The sequence below is a fragment of the Bradyrhizobium genomosp. III genome (assembly GCF_000261705.1).
Lineage (GTDB): Bacteria > Pseudomonadota > Alphaproteobacteria > Rhizobiales > Xanthobacteraceae > Bradyrhizobium > Bradyrhizobium ottawaense.
Map to the genome: position 1 here is coordinate 1 of NZ_AJQF01000139.1, position 18,553 is coordinate 18,553.

At 65.1% G+C, this 18,553-nt stretch carries 16 protein-coding genes; 10 read left to right on the forward strand and 6 right to left on the reverse strand.

Annotated elements, in window-relative coordinates:
- The 4 genes from IC66_RS0111825 to alkB all read left to right on the forward strand — a co-directional run.
- A partial coding sequence (locus tag IC66_RS0111825; RefSeq protein WP_038947759.1) for an amidase family protein occupies positions 1–740 on the forward strand: 740 nt, incomplete at its 5' end.
- Positions 733–1,419: a DUF2848 domain-containing protein gene (locus tag IC66_RS0111830; RefSeq protein WP_038947760.1), complete on the forward strand. Its 687-nt coding sequence runs from the start codon at positions 733–735 to the stop codon at positions 1,417–1,419. The genes IC66_RS0111825 and IC66_RS0111830, both read left to right, overlap by 8 nt.
- Positions 1,420–1,624: 205 nt before the next feature.
- Entirely contained in the window at positions 1,625–2,371 is a 747-nt protein-coding gene (locus tag IC66_RS0111835) for a 2OG-Fe(II) oxygenase (protein WP_038947761.1), read from the forward strand.
- A gap of 8 nt (positions 2,372–2,379) precedes the next feature.
- Positions 2,380–3,033, forward strand: a complete 654-nt coding sequence (gene alkB, locus IC66_RS0111840) for a DNA oxidative demethylase AlkB (RefSeq protein ID WP_038947762.1) — start codon at positions 2,380–2,382, stop codon at positions 3,031–3,033.
- Positions 3,034–3,140: 107 nt separating this feature from the next.
- Here the strand turns inward: alkB and IC66_RS0111845 are convergent, their stop codons facing one another.
- The 6 genes from IC66_RS0111845 to hpaH all read right to left on the reverse strand — a co-directional run bounded on the left by IC66_RS0111845 (position 3,141) and on the right by hpaH (position 9,702).
- On the reverse strand, positions 3,141–4,769 hold the full coding sequence (locus tag IC66_RS0111845; protein ID WP_038947763.1) for a thiamine pyrophosphate-dependent enzyme: 1,629 nt from the start codon (positions 4,767–4,769) through the stop codon (positions 3,141–3,143).
- A gap of 18 nt (positions 4,770–4,787) precedes the next feature.
- Positions 4,788–5,657 carry a fumarylacetoacetate hydrolase family protein gene (locus IC66_RS0111850; RefSeq protein ID WP_038947764.1) on the reverse strand — a complete coding sequence of 290 codons (870 nt, stop codon included), beginning with the start codon at positions 5,655–5,657 and terminating at the stop codon, positions 4,788–4,790.
- Between the two features lie 174 nt (positions 5,658–5,831).
- Positions 5,832–6,815: a 3,4-dihydroxyphenylacetate 2,3-dioxygenase gene (gene hpaD / locus IC66_RS0111855; RefSeq protein WP_038947765.1), complete on the reverse strand. Its 984-nt coding sequence runs from the start codon at positions 6,813–6,815 to the stop codon at positions 5,832–5,834.
- 120 nt (positions 6,816–6,935) lie between these two features.
- Entirely contained in the window at positions 6,936–8,474 is a 1,539-nt protein-coding gene (gene hpaE / locus IC66_RS0111860; RefSeq protein ID WP_038947766.1) for a 5-carboxymethyl-2-hydroxymuconate semialdehyde dehydrogenase, read from the reverse strand.
- Positions 8,467–8,865, reverse strand: coding sequence for a 5-carboxymethyl-2-hydroxymuconate Delta-isomerase (locus IC66_RS0111865; protein WP_038947767.1), 399 nt, complete (start codon positions 8,863–8,865; stop codon positions 8,467–8,469). The genes hpaE and IC66_RS0111865 overlap by 8 nt, the downstream gene beginning before the upstream one ends.
- A 30-nt stretch (positions 8,866–8,895) precedes the next feature.
- Complete coding sequence (gene hpaH, locus IC66_RS0111870) at positions 8,896–9,702, reverse strand: 2-oxo-hept-4-ene-1,7-dioate hydratase (protein WP_038947769.1); 807 nt, start codon at positions 9,700–9,702, stop codon at positions 8,896–8,898.
- Positions 9,703–9,813: 111 nt separating this feature from the next.
- Between hpaH and hpaR the strand changes: the two genes are divergently transcribed.
- The 6 genes from hpaR to IC66_RS0111900 form a co-directional block, all read left to right on the forward strand.
- Entirely contained in the window at positions 9,814–10,344 is a 531-nt protein-coding gene (gene hpaR, locus IC66_RS0111875; protein ID WP_038947770.1) for a homoprotocatechuate degradation operon regulator HpaR, read from the forward strand.
- Positions 10,345–10,707: 363 nt separating this feature from the next.
- Positions 10,708–11,484 carry an HpcH/HpaI aldolase family protein gene (locus IC66_RS0111880; RefSeq protein ID WP_008549964.1) on the forward strand — a complete coding sequence of 259 codons (777 nt, stop codon included), beginning with the start codon at positions 10,708–10,710 and terminating at the stop codon, positions 11,482–11,484.
- Positions 11,485–11,646: 162 nt separating this feature from the next.
- Positions 11,647–13,170 (forward strand): UxaA family hydrolase, encoded by a 1,524-nt coding sequence (locus IC66_RS0111885; RefSeq protein WP_038947771.1) that lies wholly within the window; start codon positions 11,647–11,649, stop codon positions 13,168–13,170.
- A 228-nt stretch (positions 13,171–13,398) separates the two neighbouring features.
- Complete coding sequence (locus IC66_RS0111890) at positions 13,399–13,917, forward strand: PAS domain-containing protein (RefSeq protein ID WP_038947772.1); 519 nt, start codon at positions 13,399–13,401, stop codon at positions 13,915–13,917.
- Positions 13,895–15,199 (forward strand): methyl-accepting chemotaxis protein, encoded by a 1,305-nt coding sequence (locus tag IC66_RS0111895; protein ID WP_038947773.1) that lies wholly within the window; start codon positions 13,895–13,897, stop codon positions 15,197–15,199. The genes IC66_RS0111890 and IC66_RS0111895 overlap by 23 nt, the downstream gene beginning before the upstream one ends.
- A 278-nt stretch (positions 15,200–15,477) precedes the next feature.
- Positions 15,478–18,553: transglutaminase family protein (locus IC66_RS0111900; protein ID WP_038947774.1), on the forward strand; the 3,076-nt coding region annotated here is incomplete at its 3' end.

Here is an 18,553-nt window from a genome sequence, read left to right on the forward strand (position 1 = left end):
ATGGCTCCGTGCCGCTGTCGTTCTCGCTCGACAGCATCGGGCCTCTGGCACGATCAGTCAGTTGCTGTGCCATACTCGACGCCGTGCTCGCGAACGAGCCGATCGCCCCGCTGAAGCCGCGTCCGATCCAGGGCATGCGACTGGCGGTGCCGACCACAATCGCGCTCGACGACCTCGATGCTGAAGTCGCCGAGACGTTCGAACGCGCCCTGAAGACGCTTTCCGATCATGGCGCCATCATCGAGCGCATCGAGATGGCGGAGTTCCACGACATCGGCCCGATGAACGCCAAGGGCGGCTTTGCCGCGTCCGAGAGCTACGCCTGGCACCGCTATCTCATCACCTCCAAGGGCGATGTCTATGATCCCCGCGTCTCCGTGCGGATCATGCGCGGCGAGGCGCAGAGCGCGGCCGATTACATCGATCTCCTCAACGAGCGCCGCTCGCTGATCGCCCGCGTCAACGCCCGCATCGCGCCCTATGACGCGCTGGTGCTGCCGACCACGCCCAACACGCCGCCGAAGATCGCCGACCTCGCCGACGACAAGGCATTCACCAGAGAAAACCTGCGCGCGCTGCGCAACTGCACCCTGATCAACATGATCGACGGCTGCGCCATCTCGCTGCCGGCGCATCGCCAGGGCGACGTCCCGGTCGGCCTGATGCTGGCGGGCGCGGGCGGAACGGACCATCGTATTTTTGAACTTGCTGCCGGCATGGAGGCCGTCATTCGTGTTTGACCTGACTTTCACCGTCGATGCCCAGGATACCACCACGCCGCTGACGCTCGCGATCGACCAGATGGTCATCGCCGGATGGACCGGCCGCGATCCCGTCGCGCGCGACAAGCACATCAAAGAGCTGCAGGAGATGGGCATCGCCCCGCCGGCCTCGACGCCGATCTACTACCGCGCCTCGGCGCGGCGGCTGACCCAGGAAGACAGCATCGAATGCACTGGCGGGGATTCCTCCGGCGAGGTCGAGTTCGTGCTGATCGGCTGGCAGGGCCGCATCTTCGTTGGCTGCGGCTCCGACCACACCGACCGCAAGGTCGAGGCCTACAACGTCACGGTGTCCAAGCAGATGTGCGACAAGCCGATCGCCTTGACGCTGTGGGAGCTGGAGGACGTCATCGGTCATTGGGACAAGATGATCCTGCGCTCCTACGCCACCATCAAGGGCGAGCGCGTGCTCTATCAGGAGGGTACGCTCGACGCGATGCTGCCGGTGAACGACCTGATCGCGCGCGGCTTCGAAGGAGGGAAATTCCCCGACGGTTGCGCCATGTTCGGCGGCACGTTTGCAGCCAAGGGCGGCATCCGCCCAGCGGAGCGCTTCGAGTTCGAGCTCGAGGATCCCGTGCTGAAGCGGACGATCAGGCATGGATATGACGTGGTGACACTGCCGGTGCGGGGCTAGGTCCGCGAGCGACGGTCCCGTAGGGTGGGCAAAGCGAAAGCGTGCCCACGTCTTACGAAGTCGTGGGCACGGCGCAAGAGCACCTTTGCCCACCCTACGAAACTGGTCTGCTTGACTTCGGTATCGATCTTCGCTCGCAATGACGCGGAGACGGTTCTCGGAAATCGGGTGGCGGGGTGAACGTCGGGCCGCCAGGGTGATTGTTATGACAATGACCGCACGCAAAACGGCCCAATCCTCCGTTCTCGACCTCACCGCCCACTTCGACGGCCTCGACTGGCCGCAGATCACGGCCGAACTCGACACCCAGGGCTGCGCCGTCCTCAAGCACCTGCTGACGCCGGACCAGTGCCGCGCCGTCGCCGCACTCTATCCGGACGACACGCACTTCCGCAGCCGCATCGTCATGGGCCGTCACGGCTTCGGCCGCGGCGAGTACAAATATTTTGCCTATCCGCTGCCCGATCTGATCGCGCAATTGCGCCCGGCGCTCTATGCGCATCTGCAAGGCGTCGCCAACCGCTGGAACGAGGCGATGGGGATCGACATCCGCTATCCCACAGCGCATGCCGCGTTCCTCAAGCGCTGCCACGAGGCGGGGCAGGCGCGGCCGACGCCGCTGCTGCTGCAATATGAGGCGGGCGATTACAACTGCCTGCATCAGGACCTCTATGGCGAGCACGTGTTCCCGCTCCAGGTCGCCATCCTGCTCTCCGAGCCGGGCCGCGACTTCACCGGCGGCGAATTCGTGTTGACCGAGCAACGGCCGCGCATGCAGTCCCGCGCCGAGGTCGTGCCGCTGGCGCAGGGCGATGCGGTTGCCTTCGCTGTGCATCACCGCCCGGTGCAGGGGACACGCGGCACTTACCGCGTTAATCTGCGCCATGGCGTCAGCCGCATCAGGTCAGGCCAGCGCCACACACTGGGTGTAATTTTTCACGATGCCAAATGAGCGGAGCGTTGACGGCTGATTTGTTCGATAGCGTTGCCGAAGCGCAGCCGTCGCGCGAGGAGATCGCGGACGGCGCCGTGCTGCTGCGCGGCTTCGTCAAGCCGATCGAGACCGGGCTGATCGCCGCCGTGCGCGCCATCGTGGCACAATCGCCATTCCGCCGGATGACCACGCCCGGCGGCCATCTGATGTCGGTGGCGATGACCAATTGCGGCGAGCGTGGCTGGATCACCGACCACACCGGCTATCGCTACGATCCCATCGATCCGCGCACCAGCGCGCCATGGCCCGAAATGCCGCCGGTGCTCCGCGATCTTGCGCGCCACGCCGCGAAGCAGGGCGGCTTTCAAGACTTCGCGCCCGATGCCTGCCTCGTCAACCGCTACGAGCCCGGCACGCGGCTGTCGCTGCATCAGGACAAGGACGAGCTGGATTATGCGGCGCCGATCGTCTCGGTCTCGCTCGGCCTGCCCGCGACCTTCCTGTTCGGTGGCCTCGTCCGCAGCGACAAGCCGCGCCGCTTCCGCCTGGTGCATGGCGACGTCGTGGTCTGGGGCGGGGCCAGCCGGCTCGCCTATCACGGCGTTGCGCCGCTCGCGGAGGGCGAGCATGCGCTGCTCGGGCGGAAGCGGATCAATCTGACGTTTCGCAGGACGCGGTAGTCTTCGTCATTCCGGGGCGCGCGTAGCGCGAGCCCGGAATCCATAACAACGATCGGGAGTATGGATTCCGGGCCTGCGCCTTACGGCGCATCCCGGAATGACAGCAATTACGGCTTCGGCGGGTGGATGAACGCCCAGGGGCTCACTTCCGAATCCCTGGCCACCTCGACCGAGATCAGATACGGCCCGCCATGGCTGAGCGCCTTTTCCATCGCCGCCTTGAACTGATCGGGCGCTGTGACGCGCGCAGCGGCAACGCCAAAGGACTCCGCGAGCTTGACGAAATCCGGGTTGACCAGATCGGATGCCACCACGCGGCCGTCGAAACGTTCGCGCTGGTCGCGGCGGACGTTGCCGTAGGCGTTGTTGTTGAACACCAGCGTCACCACGCCGATGTTGAATTGCACGGCGGTGGCAAGCTCCTGCACGCCGAACATGAAGCCGCCATCGCCGGTGATGGCCACCACCGGCTTGTCGGGATTGGCGACCTTGGCCCCCAGCGCAGTTGGAAAGCCCGAGCCGAGCGTGCCCTGGTAGCCCGAGGTGATGAAGGTGCGGGGCTCATAGACCGGAAAGCCGTACCAGGACGCGAAGCCGAACTGCGACAATTCATCTGTGACGATCGCGTTCGCCGGCAGCACCTCGCGCAGGATGTTCAGATACGCCATCTGTGGCTGGATGCGCTGGATCTCCGCTTGCGCGGCCGCGGTGGCCTCGCGGATCTCTCCGCGCCGGCCATGGCTCCTCGCATAGCCGGCCCTCTTCACGGCTGCAGCGAGATCGGCGGTCCCGTCGCTGGCGTCGGCGACAATCGCGACATCGGCGGCGAGCCGGCGCATCTCGACCGGATCGATGTCGATCCGAATGGATTTCAGTCCGCTCGGTTGATAGGGCCAGCGGAAGCCGGATGCCGGCAGCTCGGCGCGCGTGCCGATTGCGATCATCAGGTCGGTTGTCGGCCACAGCTTGTAGGCTGCGGCCATGGTGAGGCCGAGCTCATGCGCGTTGGAGACGATGCCGCGGCCGCTGCGGAAGGCGACGACGGGGGCATCGATCATCTCAGCGAGCTCGAGGATCTCCTCGCCGGCCTCGATCGCGCCGCTGCCGACGAAGATCATCGGCGCCTTGCTGGCCTTGATCTGCGTGGCCGCCTGCTTCACGAGATCGGGATCAGGCTGCGGGGCGGGCAGCGGCTCCAGCACCTGCGCCGCGGCGGTGTCCGCGCGCTGGGTGAAGACGTCCCAGGGCATCTCGACCGAGGCCGGGCCACGCCGTCCCGACATCATCTCCTGGAAGGCGCGCGCGACGACCGTCGGCGCATTGCCGGGATATTCGATCCGGTCGGCCCATTTCACATAGGTGCGCAAGGTCGCAAGCTGGTCCGGCATCTCGTGCAGATGGCCGCGGCCCTTGCCCAGAAATTGCGTCGGCACCTGGCCGGTGACGCACAGCACCGGCTCGTTGCAGCCGAACGCGGTGAGCAGCGCCGCGCTGGCATTGAGCACGCCTGGGCCGGGCACCACGCTGAACACGCCGGGCCTGCCGCTGGAGCGCGCGTAGCCGAACGCCATGTAGCCGCAGGCCTGTTCGTGCCGCGCGCCGATCACCTTGAGCTGGGCCTGATGGAAGGCGTCGAACAGGCCGTAGACCTGCGCACCGGGTAGACCGAACACGGTGTCGACGCCATGGGCGACCAGGCCGCTTACGATCGCTTCGCCGCCGGTGAGGGTGGTCATTGCATCATTCCAATCCTGTTAGGCCTCGTCGACGACGCCATTTCGCAAGCTGCCGATGCCTTCGGCCGCGACCTCGATGACATCGCCCGGCTTCAGGTAACGCGGCGGATCGAATCGGGCACCGGCGCCGGTCGGCGTGCCCGTGACGATGATATCGCCGGGAACGAGCGTTGCGAAGGTGGAGATATAGTTGATGAGGTAGCGGAAGGAGAACATCAGCCGGCTGGTGCGATCGTCCTGCCTGAGCTCGCCGTTGACATGCGTGGTGAGCCTGACATCGGCGATCTGCGATTCCTGCAGGTAGGGCACGAGCCATGGGCCGAGGCTGCCGCTGGAATCAAAGTTCTTGCCCTGTGTCACGTTGAACTTGGCATGCCGAAGCCAATCGCGCACCGAGCCTTCGTTGCAGAGCGTCAGCGCGGCGATGTGATCGAGCGCAGCGCTTTCCGGAATATGCCGCCCTTGCTTGCCGATCACCAGCACGATCTCGCCCTCATAATCGAGCTGCGCGGACGCACGCGGGCGCACCAGCGGCGTCTCGTGGCCGACGAAGGAGCGGGGCGAGCGCATGAACATGCTCGGATATTTCGGTGCGTCCTGGCCATCCCTGTATTCGGCGTTGCGGTCGGGATAGTTGACGCCGATGCAGATGATCTTTTCCGGCGCGGGCACGGGCGGCAGCCAGGTGATGTCATCGAGCGCGTGGTCCGGCGCGCGGCTGGCGGCTTCCTCGGCGAGGCTCGCGAGCTTTCCGGCCGCGATCACCTCGCGCAGCGTCGGATAGTGTTTTGCGTAACGTGTGGAGAGGTCGACGATGCCGCCCTCGAGGACGGCCCCATAACGGGCATCGCCCTTGACGGAATAGGTAGCGAGGCGAGGGAGTTTCATAGGCAGTCTATCTCTCTTGTCGTCCCTGCGAACGCAGGGACCCAAACCGCGTGATCCATCGATAGCGCACGGTGACGATCCCGAACGACCAAATTTCGCAAAACTCCTCCCTGTGGTTATGGGTCCCTGCGTTCGCAGGGACGACAGGAAGAGAAGCTCGGCTGGTCATGGGCATCAGTCCGCCACCAGCACGTCCGCGACAAACTTCGGCTCACGCACGGCCTGCCCGCTAAACGGCGAGCCCTGCTCGAACCAGGAGCGCGGCGCGGGGGCGCCCCACAGCGTCTGGCGGCGGGGATCGCGCAGCGACCAGCGCAGCGGCTCGTGGTCGTGATCCCCCGTGAAATAGTCGCTGGTGTAGAGTTCGAGCCGGTGTCCGTCGGGATCGCGGACATAGAGGAAGAATGCGTTCGAGATGCCGTGGCGCCCGGGGCCGCGCTCGATGTTCTTGACAAAGCCTTGGGACGCCATGACGTCGCAGAGATGGATGATGTTCATCGCCGTCGGCGTCCAGTAGGCGAAATGGTGCAGGCGAGGACCTTTGCCGTTGGTGATCGCGAAGTCGTGGACATTGCCCTTGCGATGCATCCAGGCCGCGGCGATGCGCCCGTTCGGTCCATCCTCCTCGGCGTATTCGGTGAGGCGAAAGCCGAGCCGGGCGTAGAACTCCACGGTGTCCTGCACCTCGGCGGCGAAGACGTTGAAATGATCAAGCCGCTGCGGATGGCAGCCCCGGTAGAGGTCGTAGCGGCGCAGCAGATGCGGCCGCCGGTCCATCGAGGCATAGAGCTCGATCTGGAAGCCGAAGGGATCGGTGAACTGCAGGGTCCGGCCCTGGAACGGCTGGTCGACGAAGGCGTAGGCAAGGCCGTTCTCGGACAGGAACGCGGCGGCCTTGTCGAGATCTCCGTCGTTGCCGACCTTGAAGCCGAGCCGGGCGCAGGCGGGCACCGCCGCCTTGCGCAGCACCAGCGAGTGATGCTGATGCTCCTCGGCGGCGCGCAGGTACACGACCTTGTCGTCGGCGTCCTCAACATGCAGACCGACAATAGTCTCGTAGAACTCGCGGCTCAGCTTCAAATCGGTCACGTCGAGCACGACGTGGCTGGAGCGGATGATGTTGAACGGCGGCTCGAAGATGTGTTGCGGTACGGGCATTTGCGTTTCCCCTCTTTCGGCTTGTCATCCCGGGATGGCCCGTAGGGCCAGGCCCGGGATCCATAACCCCGGCTTGTGGTTATGGATTCCGGGCTCGTGCTTCGCACGCCCCGGAATGACTCAAATTCCCAGTTTCTGAATCTTGTGCGTGCCCCGCGCCAGCGAGACGTGCTTGGTTTCCATGTAGAAATCGAACGAGTAGTCGCCGCCGTCACGGCCGATGCCGGAGGCCTTCATGCCGCCGAACGGCGTCGGCAAATGGCGGACATTTTCCGAATTCAGCCAGATCATGCCGGCCTCCAGCGCGTCGGCGACGCGCAGTGCGCGGCCGACGTCGTTGGTCCAGACATAGCCGGTCAGGCCATAGCGGATGTCGTTGGCGATCGCGATGGCTTCTGCTTCATCCTTGAAGGGCAGCACGGTGAGGAACGGGCCGAACACCTCCTCCTGCGCCACCCGCATCTTGCCGTGCGCGCCGGTGACCAGGGTGGGCTCGACATAATGTCCGCCGCCCGGGCCGTCATGGGCCTTGCCGCCGACGGCGATCACAGCGCCATCCTGGCGCGCGACGTCGAAATAGGAGCAGACTTTTGCAAGATGCCGTTCGTGGATCAGCGGTCCGATCTCGGTTAAGGGATCGAGCGGATGGCCGACCTTCAGCGCCTTCACGCGCGCGGTGAGCTTCTCCGTGAACTTGTGCGCAATGCCGGCCTGAACCAGGAGACGGCTCGATGACGTGCAGCGTTCGCCGTTGAGCGAGTAGATCATGAACACGACGGCATCGAGCGCGCGGTCGAGATCGGCGTCGTCGAACACGATCACGGGGTTCTTGCCGCCGAGCTCGAAATGCACGCGCTTCAGCGTCGGGGCGCCCTGGATCATGATCGCCGAGCCCGTCGCGCTTTCGCCGACGAAGCCGATCGCCTTGATCGCGGGATGCTCGGTCAGCGCCTTGCCGGCCTCTTCACCAAAACCGTGGACGGTGTTGAGCACGCCGTCGGGAACGCCGGCCTCCTTGACGAGCTTCGACAAGATGCTGGCCGTGACGGGCGACCATTCGGCCGGCTTGTGCACGACCGTGCAGCCGGCAGCGAGGGCAGGGGCGATCTTCCAGGTCGAGAGCATGAACGGCGTATTCCACGGCGTGATCACGCCGACCGGGCCGATCGGCACGCGCGTCGAGATATTCCAGTGCTCGTCGCTCGGCGTGCTCAGGCCGTCGCGCGCCTCCGCGCATTTGTCGGCGAAGAAGCGGAAATTCTCGGCGGCGCGGATCGCGGCCTTGGCCATGAAGCGATAGGCCTGGCCGGTGTCGATGCATTCGAGCACCGCGATGTCGTCGGCATTGTCCTCGATCGCGTCGGCCACGCGATGCAGCAGCTTCTTCCGCATCGCCGGGCCCATGTCGCGCCAGGACTTGAAGGCGAGCGCCGCGGCCGTTGCGGCGCGGTCGATGTCCTCGGCAGTGCCCCGCGCGACGCTCGCGAGCGTCGTGCCGTCGACCGGTGACTTCGTCTCGAACGTCTCGCCTGATATCGAGGCCACGGTCTTGCCGTCGATCATGTGACCGATGCCCTCAGTGCGCAGCTTCTTCAGCAGCGGCGCGACGCGGTCGCGGTTGGCCTGGAACACATCGGCTTTCGGGCTGGGCTTATCCATGGGCGGCTTCCGCTTTCAGGGCGTCGTGGATGTTGTTGCGCTTCCAGCTGGTGTCCTTGTCGTTGATCTGCATGTCGAACGACAAAGCGAACTTGCTGGCAGCGAAGACGGGATCGAGATGGCGGGAGAGCGCCTGGAAGACATGCTCGCCGGCTGTCTTGCGCGTGGGAAGGTCGCGGCCTTCGCCGATGCGCAGGACCATGTCGAGAAAGCCATAGTCTTGCCTGTTATCAGCGATCGCATAGTGCTCGCACCTGATGGCGCGGACGCGGATGCCGCCGAGCGGGAAGATGCCGGTCTCGACCGCCGCCTTGCGCACGATCTCGCACACCGCTGCGATATCGAGGCGGCCATCGAGATTGGCCGAATATTCAATCGTGAAATGCGGCACCGCGATTTCACTCCCTGTATTTTTATGCGTCTAAGCGAAGTAGCAGCTGACCGAGCCGTAGGCGCCATAATCGGCTTGAATTGTGTCGCCCTTGCGGGTCTCGATCGGGCGGATGAAGGAGCCGGCCAGCACGACCTGTCCAGGCTCCAGTGCAAGGCCGAGCGGCGCGATCTTGTTGGCGAGCCAGGCGACGGCGGTCGCCGGATGATTGAGCACGCCAGCGGCAAGGCCGGTCTCTTCGAGCTGGCCGTTTCGAAAGCAGAGCGTGCCGATCCAGCGCAGGTCTGCGTCGAGCGGGCGGATCGGCCGCCCGCCGAGCACGATGCCGGCATTCGCCGCATTGTCGGCGATGGTGTCGAAGATCTTTCGCGTCGCCTTGGTCTTGGGATCGACGCGCTCGATGCGGGTGTCCAGAATTTCAAGTGCCGGCACTACGAAATCGGTGGCGTTGAGCACGTCGAATAGCGTGCAGCCCGGCCCCGCGAGCCGCTTGCTCATGACGAAGGCGAGCTCGGCCTCGACGCGTGTCGCGATGAAGCGCTCGGTCGGAATGATCCCGCCATCGGCGAAGAACATGTCGTCGAGCAGCACGCCGGAATCGGGCTCGTCGATATTGAGCGCGCTCTGCATCGCCTTCGAGGTCAGGCCGATCTTGTGGCCCTTGACGATGCGTCCCTCGGCGATCTTGACGTCGACCCAGGCCTTCTGAATCGCGTAGGCGTCGTTGATCGTGATGCCGGGGAAATCCTGCGACAGCTGCCGGATCTGCACGCGGGTCTTCTCCGCCTCGTGCAGACGCCTCGCGCAAGCTTGGATATCGTCGTTGGAAAGCGCCATTTGTGATCTTACAAATTGGGGTGCCGGGAGATACTTAACATGTTAAGTGAATGCGTCAAACACAATTCCGGCTTGCTGCACTGCAAACGTTTTGCGGTTTGAAAGGGCATCATGGTGAAGAGACCGGCTGATCCGGCCAACGGAAGCGCGCCTGCCGCAGGACCTACCGCAAGACAGGTGCCGATGCGCGATTTCTCGCGCTCGCTGCCGATGTCGCTGCTGCGGGCCCGCGAAGCGGTGATGCGGCAGTTTCGTCCCTCGCTGCGCGAGCACGGCTTGACCGAGCAGCAATGGCGCATCCTGCGTGCACTGGCGGCCATTGAAGCCGTCGAGGTCACGGAACTCGCGCGCACGGCGTTCCTGCTCGGACCGAGCCTGTCGCGCATCCTGCGCGATCTCGAGGCGCGCAATCTGATCGAGCGCAAGACCGCCAAGACGGACCAGCGTCGCAGCATGGTCTCGATCTCGAAAGAGGGCGTGAAGCTGATGGCCTCGGTGGCGCCGACATCGGAGGCGATCTATGCCGAGATCACGCGACGCTTCGGTGCACGCAAGCTCGCCGAATTGCAGGAGATGCTCGGCGCGCTCGAACAGAGTCTTGCAGAGCTTGGCGCAAGCGAGGAGGCCAATGCCGAGGAGTGAGCGGCATGACGGCCGGAACCGGGGGCGTCGGGCGACGGTTTGACGTCGATTCGAAGGTGGACGACGCTGGCGGTGGGATCGGGGTCGGCCGATTCCGGGCGATCCGGGGCGGAAAATTGTGACAGAGCGGCCTCGAAACGGCGTCCCCTTGCCGGGCGACACCCGGGCGGCAATAGTGAGCGCCGCTAGCGGGGTCGGCGTCAGCGAAGTCAGTATCCAGCGCGCGAGCGCATAGGCGTTGCGTCATTGCGAGCGTAGCGCGGCGCTCCGGTTCGCGCTAACAGCGGGTCGTGCTGTCGCGGCGCTCGTCATGGTGACGAAGGTCCAAATAACACGGTCCAAACAACAAAGAAGGAAGGCAACGTGGCGAACAAGGTCAAGGAAATCTGGAAGTCGGGCAAGGCCGTGGTCAACGCGTGGCTCGCTATACCCTCCGGCTTCTCGGCCGAGATGATCGCGCAATGCGGCTTCGACAGCGTCACCGTCGACATGCAGCATGGCGTGCAGGACTATCTCTCGATGGTGCAGTGCTTCCAGGCCATGGACAAGCATCCGGTCACGCCGATGGTCCGCGTGCCCTGGAACGAGCCCGGCATCATTGGCAAGGTGCTCGATGGCGGCGCCTATGGCGTGATCTGCCCGATGGTCAACACGCCGCAGGAAGCCAGGAACCTCGTCTCCTATTCCAAATATCCGCCGCAGGGCGTGCGCTCCAACGGCCCGATCCGCGCCGGCATGTACGGCACCGCGGGCTCGTACCAGAAGACCGCGAATGCCGACACCATCCTGCTGCCGATGATGGAGACCAAGACCGCGGTCGAGAACATGGAAGCGATCCTCGACGTCGAAGGCATCGACGGCGTCTATATCGGTCCGTCCGATCTCGGCTTCTCCTACGGCCTCGAGCCCAAGCTCGACCGCAGCGAGCCCGAGATACTCGCGATCTACGAGAAGATCATCAAGGAATGCGGCAAGCGCGGCCTCAACCCGGGCATCCATTGCAGCGGCGCCGAAGGCGCGGCGCGCGCCATCAACATGGGCTTCAAGCTGGTGACGCTCTCGAACGAGGTCGGCCTGATGACGACCTACGCCAAGATGCAGGTCAATGCCACCCGCAAGGATTCGGGCGGGAAGGCCTGATCTCGTGTCCCGGACACGTTGCAGCGCAAAGCGCTGCAGCGCAGAGCCGGGACCCAGTCGCTAACAAAGCGCATGACGTAACAACCAGACCCCGGATCAGCAGCGCATCGTTTCACGCTGCGCTGCGTCCGGGGCACGATCATTTCGATACAGGAGATATCCATGACCATCAGCCCCGTCATCCGCCTGCATCCCGATGATGGCGTGGTGATCGCGCGTGCCAGCCTGCCCCCCGGCACCGTCGTCGCCGACGGCGTGACCACGGTCGAGCGCATCCCCTCCGGGCACAAGGTCGCGATCAAGCCGATCGCGGTGGGCGAGCCCGTCATCCGCTACGGCCAGATCATCGGCTTTGCGACCATTCCGATCGCGCCGGGCCAGCACGTGCACGTGCAGAACATCGGCATGGGCGACTTTTCAAAAGACTATGCCTATTGCGCCGACGTCAAGCCGACGCCGAATTTCGACCTGCCGGCGACCTTCGAAGGCATCCGCCGCCCGGACGGCCGCGTCGCCACGCGCAACTATATCGGCATCCTCACCTCGGTGAATTGCAGCGCGCATGTCGCAAGCCTCGTCGCCGACGTCTTCAAGAAGAATCCCTTCACCGGCGACAATCCGCTGGCCGATTTCCCCAATGTCGACGGCGTGGTCGCGCTGACTCACAAGACCGGCTGCGGTATGACGCAGAACGAGCCCTTGGCGCTGCTCCGCCGCACGCTCGGCGGCTATGCGCGCCACGTCAATTTCTCCCACGTCATCGTGCTCGGCCTCGGCTGCGAGGTGAACCAGATCGGTGGTCTGATGGAGGAGCAGAAGCTCGCAGGACGCCTGCGCGCGATGGACATCCAGGAGGTCGGCGGTACCCGCAAGACCGTGGAGGCAGGCATCGCCTTCGTGCGCGAAGCGCTGGCTGACGCCAACAAGGTTAAGCGCGAGACGGTGCCGGCGAGCGAACTCACCGTGGCCCTGCAATGCGGCGGCTCGGACGGCTATTCTGGCGTATCGGCCAATCCCGCGCTCGGAGCTGCGAGCGACCTCATCGTGCGCCACGGCGGCACCGTGATCCTGTCGGAGACGCCGGAGACCTACGGCGCCGAGCATCTCTTGACGCGACGCGCCGTCAGCCGCGAGGTCGGCGAGAAGCTGGTCGACCTGATGCGCTGGTGGGACGAATACACGGAGCGCGAAGGCGCCGAGATGAACGCCAATCCGAGCCCCGGCAACAAGGCCGGCGGCCTCACCACCATTCTTGAAAAATCGCTCGGTGCGATGGCGAAGGCCGGCACCACCAACCTCGTCGAGGTGCTGCGTTACGCCGAGCCCATCACCAAGAAGGGTTTCGTCTTCATGGACACGCCCGGCTACGACCCTGTCGCGGCAACCGGGCAGGTCGCCGGCGGTGCCAATCTCGTCTGCTTCACCACGGGCCGCGGCAGCGTGTTCGGCTGCAAGCCGGCGCCCTCGATCAAGCTCGCCACCAACACGCCCATGTACAAGCGCATGGAAGAGGACATGGACGTGAATTGCGGCACCGTCCTCGAAGGCGAGGAGAGCGTCGAGCAATGCGGCCAGCGCATCTTCGATCTCATCCTCAAGACGGCCTCGGGACAGCCGACCAAGAGCGAGAGCTTTGATTTCGGCGGTGCCGAGTTCGCGCCCTGGGTGCTCGGCGCGACGATGTAGCCGCGCTTCGCGCAGCACACATGCAATTGCGTGTCATTGGGGGATACGCGCGGCCGATGGGTAGCGCGTGTGGTTGCGCGAATTGCACCGATCGTTCGCTACGTAATGATACGGAGGCGAGGTTTCTTCGCTGGGGATCCGCGGCTTACACCTGATTAACACTGTTGCCGTAGACAGGGGGCGATGCGGCTCCACAGCGTGGTGGGCCGGCCTTTAAGGATCGAACCGATGCAAGCGATACGTCCCACGGGGGTGGAAAATCTCCTCGGTGAGGAGGAGCTGATTGTATCGAAGACCGATCTCAAAGGCCGCATCACCTACGCCAATGACGTCTTTCTCCGCATGGCGAAATACCCCTGGAAGCAGCTGATGGGCGCGCCCCACAGCCTGATCCGCCATCCCGACATGCCGCGCTGCGTCTTCAAGCTGCTGTGGGATACGCTCCAGGCCAAGCAGGAAATCTTCGCCTACGTCGTCAATCTAGCGGGAGATGGCACCCACTATTGGGTGTTCGCCCATGTCACCCCGACGCTCGACGATCACGGCAACATCATCGGCTATCATTCCAATCGACGCAGGCCCGATCCGGCGCCGGTCGAGAAAATCAAACCGATCTACAAGGCGCTCTGCGCGGAAGAGGCGCGCCACGCCAATGCCAAGGACGGCATGCGTGCGAGCTTCGAAATGATGGTCGGTCTGCTCAAGCAAAACGGTGTCGGTTACGATGAATTTGTGCTCTCTCTCTAAGGCGCAGGGAGCGACCGCAGTCGCGTGCCTTCTCGCCAGCATCGCGTTCGTCCTCTCGCTGCTCGGCTGGACCGGAATCATCAGTGCAGCGCCGCTCGGCGCGGCGGTCCTGCTGCTCGGCTACGCGCTCTGGTGTCAGCATCGCACGGCGGTGGCCGTCGATGAGGTCGCCGATGTCTGCCGCAAGGCGGCGCGCGGCGATCTCGAAGCGCGGATCCTGAGCGAGCGCCAGGCCGGCCGGATCGGCGCGATCCAGAAGTCGGTCAACGACATGCTCGACATCGCCGACGCCTTCGTCCGCGAGGCTTCGGCATCGATGGACTATGCCAGCCGCGGCAAGTATTTCCGCAAGATCCTCGCGCGCGGATTGCCCGGCTCGTTCCGCCGCTCGGCCACCGTCATCAATGCCGGCACCGACAGCCTTGGTCGCCGCGTGGTCGAGATCGCCGGCCTCGCAAAGCAGTTCGGCACGCATCTCGACGAAGTCGCGGGCAGCCTGATGAGCGCCGCAACCGACCTCGAATCCGATGCCGGCCAGATGGCGGCGGCGGCGGAGACGACGAACCGTCAGACCTCCGGCATGCGCAGTGCGTCCGATCAGGCGTCGAACAACGTTGCGACGGTGGCGAGCGCCGCGGAACAGCTCGCATCCTCGATCGCCGAGATCAGCCGCCAGGTGGCCGGCTCGACCACGAGCACCGGGCGCGCCGTTGATGAAGCCAATCGTGCCGGCAGCGAGATTCGCAGCCTCGCGGATGCCGCGCTGCGGATCGGCGACGTCGTCAAGCTGATTAGCGAAATTGCCGAGCAGACCAATTTGCTGGCGCTCAACGCCACGATCGAGGCGGCGCGGGCAGGCGAGGCCGGCCGCGGCTTCGCCGTCGTGGCCTCCGAGGTCAAGAGCCTCGCCAACCAGACCGCGAAGGCCACCGAGGAGATCAGCGCCAAGGTCGGCGAGATGCAGCAATCGACCACCAACTCGGTCGTAGCCGTCGAGGCGATTGCGCAGACCATCGCAGAGATCGACGGTATCACCGCAAGCATCGCCGCCTCGATCGAGGAGCAGGGCACCGCGACCCGCGAGATCGCCCGCAACGTCCAGGAAGCATCAGTCGGCACCTCGCAAGTGTCCTCCAACGTGTCAGGCATCAGCGAAGCCGCCGCCGATACGGGGCGCGTCGCCAGCCGCGTCAACAGCGCCTCCGAACGCGTCCACGGCGAAGTCGAGACCCTCCGGCGCGAGGTGACGCAGTTTTTGCAGCGGCTGACGTCGGCGGCGTAGGGCCGCGCGAAGAGGGTAATTGCGTGGCCCCACAAGAGGTCGTCATGCCCGGGCTTGTCCCGGGCATCCACGTTCTTTGATACTGCAGCGAAGGGCGTGGATGGGCGGGGCAACCCCGGCCATGACGCCGCGGAAGGTTCAGAGCGCCAAACTCCGACATCGTAGTTCGCCCGCCGGGCTGACGGGATACTTCCTAGGCACGCTCTGCCCGTTGTTAGTGCTTGATCGCGTCCACCTCAGGTGTTCTGCTCAAAAAAGCTGCTGGAGCATCGCACCCCGTGTCGATCTACGTCGCATTACACCACGTCACGCACTACAAATACGATCGCCCGATCGACGTCGGCCCGCAGACCATCCGCCTGCGGCCGGCGCCGCATACGCGCACGCCGATCATGAGCTATTCGCTCAAGGTCACGCCATCAAACCATTTCGTGAACTGGCAGCAGGATCCGCAAGGCAACTGGCTCGCCCGCTACGTCTTCCCGGAGAAGACGACCGAATTGAAGATCGAGGTCGACTTCACGGCGCAGATGACCGTGGTCAACCCGTTCGACTTCTTCGTCGAGCCCTATGCCGACAGCTTTCCGTTCGACTATCCGAACGACCTGAAGACCGAACTGGCGCCTTATCTGGAGACCATCAAGCCCGATCGCCTGTTTGCGAAATATCTCGATTCGATCCCGCAGGACGCTCCGAACACCGTCAACTTCCTGGTTGAGCTCAATCGCGAACTTCAGAAGAAGGTCCGCTACATCATCCGCATGGAGCCGGGCGTGCAGACGCCGGAGGAGACGCTCGCCTCGGGCGCCGGATCCTGCCGCGACTCCGCCTGGCTCCTGATCCAGACCTTCCGGCATCTGGGGCTCGCGGCGCGGTTCGTCTCCGGCTACCTCATCCAGATCCGCCCCGACATTGATCCGATCGAGGGACCGCCGGAAGTGGAGAACGACTTCACCGACCTGCACGCCTGGGCCGAGGTCTATCTGCCCGGCGCCGGCTGGATCGGTTTCGACGCGACCTCCGGCATGCTCGCGGGCGAGGGCCACATCCCGGTCGCCGCCACGCCGCATTACCGCTCGGCTGCGCCGATTTCCGGCAGCGCCGGCTTTGCCGAGGTCGAGTTCGCCTTCGACATGAGCGTGCGCCGCATCCGCGAGGCGCCGCGCATCACCAAGCCTTTCTCCGACGAATCCTGGGCGCGGCTCAACGATCTCGGCGAGCAGGTCGACGGCGATCTCGCCGCGCAGGACGTGCGGCTCACCATGGGGGGCGAGCCCACCTTCGTCTCGGTCGACGATCTCGAAGCTGCGGAGTGGAACACGGAGGCCGTCGGCCCGACCAAGCGCGCGCTGGGCGACGATCTGATCCGCCGCCTGCGCACGCGCTTCGCGTCCGGCGGCCTTCTGCATTACGGCCAGGGCAAATGGTATCCGGGCGAGAGCCTGCCGCGCTGGGCGTTTGGCCTGTACTGGCGCAAGGACGGGGTGCCGATCTGGAAGAATGCCGACCTGATCGCCAGGATCGGGAATCCGCGGCGCGCCGAGACGAAGGATGCTGAGGCCTTCATGGAGGGTACGGTGGCACGGCTCGGGCTCGATCCCGGCTACATCATCCCGGCTTACGAGGACACTGCCTACTGGCTCCAGAAGGAAGCCGAGTTGCCCGTCAACGTCGATCCGTCCGACTCCAAATTGTCCGATCCTGAAGCGCGCGCGCGGATGGCGCGCGTGTTCGAGCAGGGCCTCAACACGCCGCGCGGCTTCGTGCTGCCGGTGCAGCGCTGGAACGCGTCGCCGCGCTGGCGCAGCGAGCGTTGGGCTCTCCGGCGCAATCATCTGTTCCTGATGCCCGGCGATTCGCCTCTCGGCCTGCGCTTGCCGCTCGGCTCGCTCGGCTACGTCCCGCCCAATCAATATCCCTACATTATCGAGCGGGATCCGATGGAGGCGCGCGGCAAGCTGCCGGTGTTCAGCCTTCCGGCGCGCCCGGAATCGCCGCCGCGGGTCGAGCCCGAGCATCTCAACACGTCTGTTCCGGTGCGTACTGCGCTGTCGATCGAAGTCCGCGACGGCGTGCTCTGCGCCTTCATGCCGCCGGTCGAGCGGATCGAAGACTATCTCGAGCTGATCGCGGCGCTCGAAGCCACGGCGGAAGAGATGCAGCTCCAGGTCCATGTCGAGGGCTATCCGCCGCCCTTCGATCCGCGGGTCGAGGTCATCAAGGTGACGCCCGATCCCGGCGTGATCGAGGTCAACGTCCAGCCGGCAAGGAATTGGCGTGAGGCGGTCGACATCACCGTCGGGCTCTATGAGGATGCCGCCAAGATTCGCCTCGGCGCCAACCGCTTCCTGGTGGACGGCCGCCACACCGGCACCGGCGGGGGCAACCACGTCGTGGTCGGCGGTTCCTCGCCGCAGGACTCGCCGTTCCTGCGCCGGCCTGATCTGCTCAAGAGTCTGGTCTTGCACTGGCAGCGGCATCCGTCGCTGTCCTATTTCTTCTCCGGCCTGTTCATCGGCCCGACCAGCCAGGCGCCGCGCATCGACGAAGCCCGCCACGACAGCATCTACGAACTCGAGATCGCGCTCGCGCACGTGCCGCCACCGGGCACCCAGACGCCGCTATGGCTGGTCGACCGGCTGTTCCGGCATCTGCTCGTCGACATCACCGGCAACACCCATCGCGCCGAGATCTGCATCGACAAGCTCTATTCGCCGGAGGGCTCGACCGGCCGGCTCGGCCTCGTCGAATTCCGCGCGCTCGAGATGCCGCCCGATCCGCGCATGTCGCTGGCACAGCAGCTCTTGATCCGCGCGCTGATCGCGAAGATGTGGCGCGAGCCGCAGGCCGGCAAGTTCGTGCGCTGGGGCACGGCGCTGCATGACCGCTTCATGCTGCCGCATTTCATCTGGGAGGATTTTCTCGACGTTCTCACCGAGCTGAAGCAGTTCGGCTATCCGTTCGAGCCGGAATGGTATCTGGCCCAGCTCGAATTCCGCTTCCCCGCGTTCGGCCGCGTCCATCATGGCGGCGTGACGCTGGAGCTGCGTCAGGCGCTGGAGCCCTGGCACGTGCTGGGCGAGGAGGGCTCGGCCGGCGGCACCGTGCGCTATGTCGATTCATCGGTCGAGCGGCTTCAGGTCAAGGCGGAGGGTTTTGTCGAGGGCCGCCACATCGTCACCTGCAACGGCCGCCGCCTGCCGATGACCTCGACCGGCCGCTCCGCCGAGGCCGTGGCCGGGGTCCGCTTCAAGGCCTGGCAGCCGGCCTCCGGCCTGCACCCGACCATTCCGGTGCATGCGCCCCTGACCTTTGATCTCATTGATACCTGGAACGGCCGCTCGATCGGCGGGG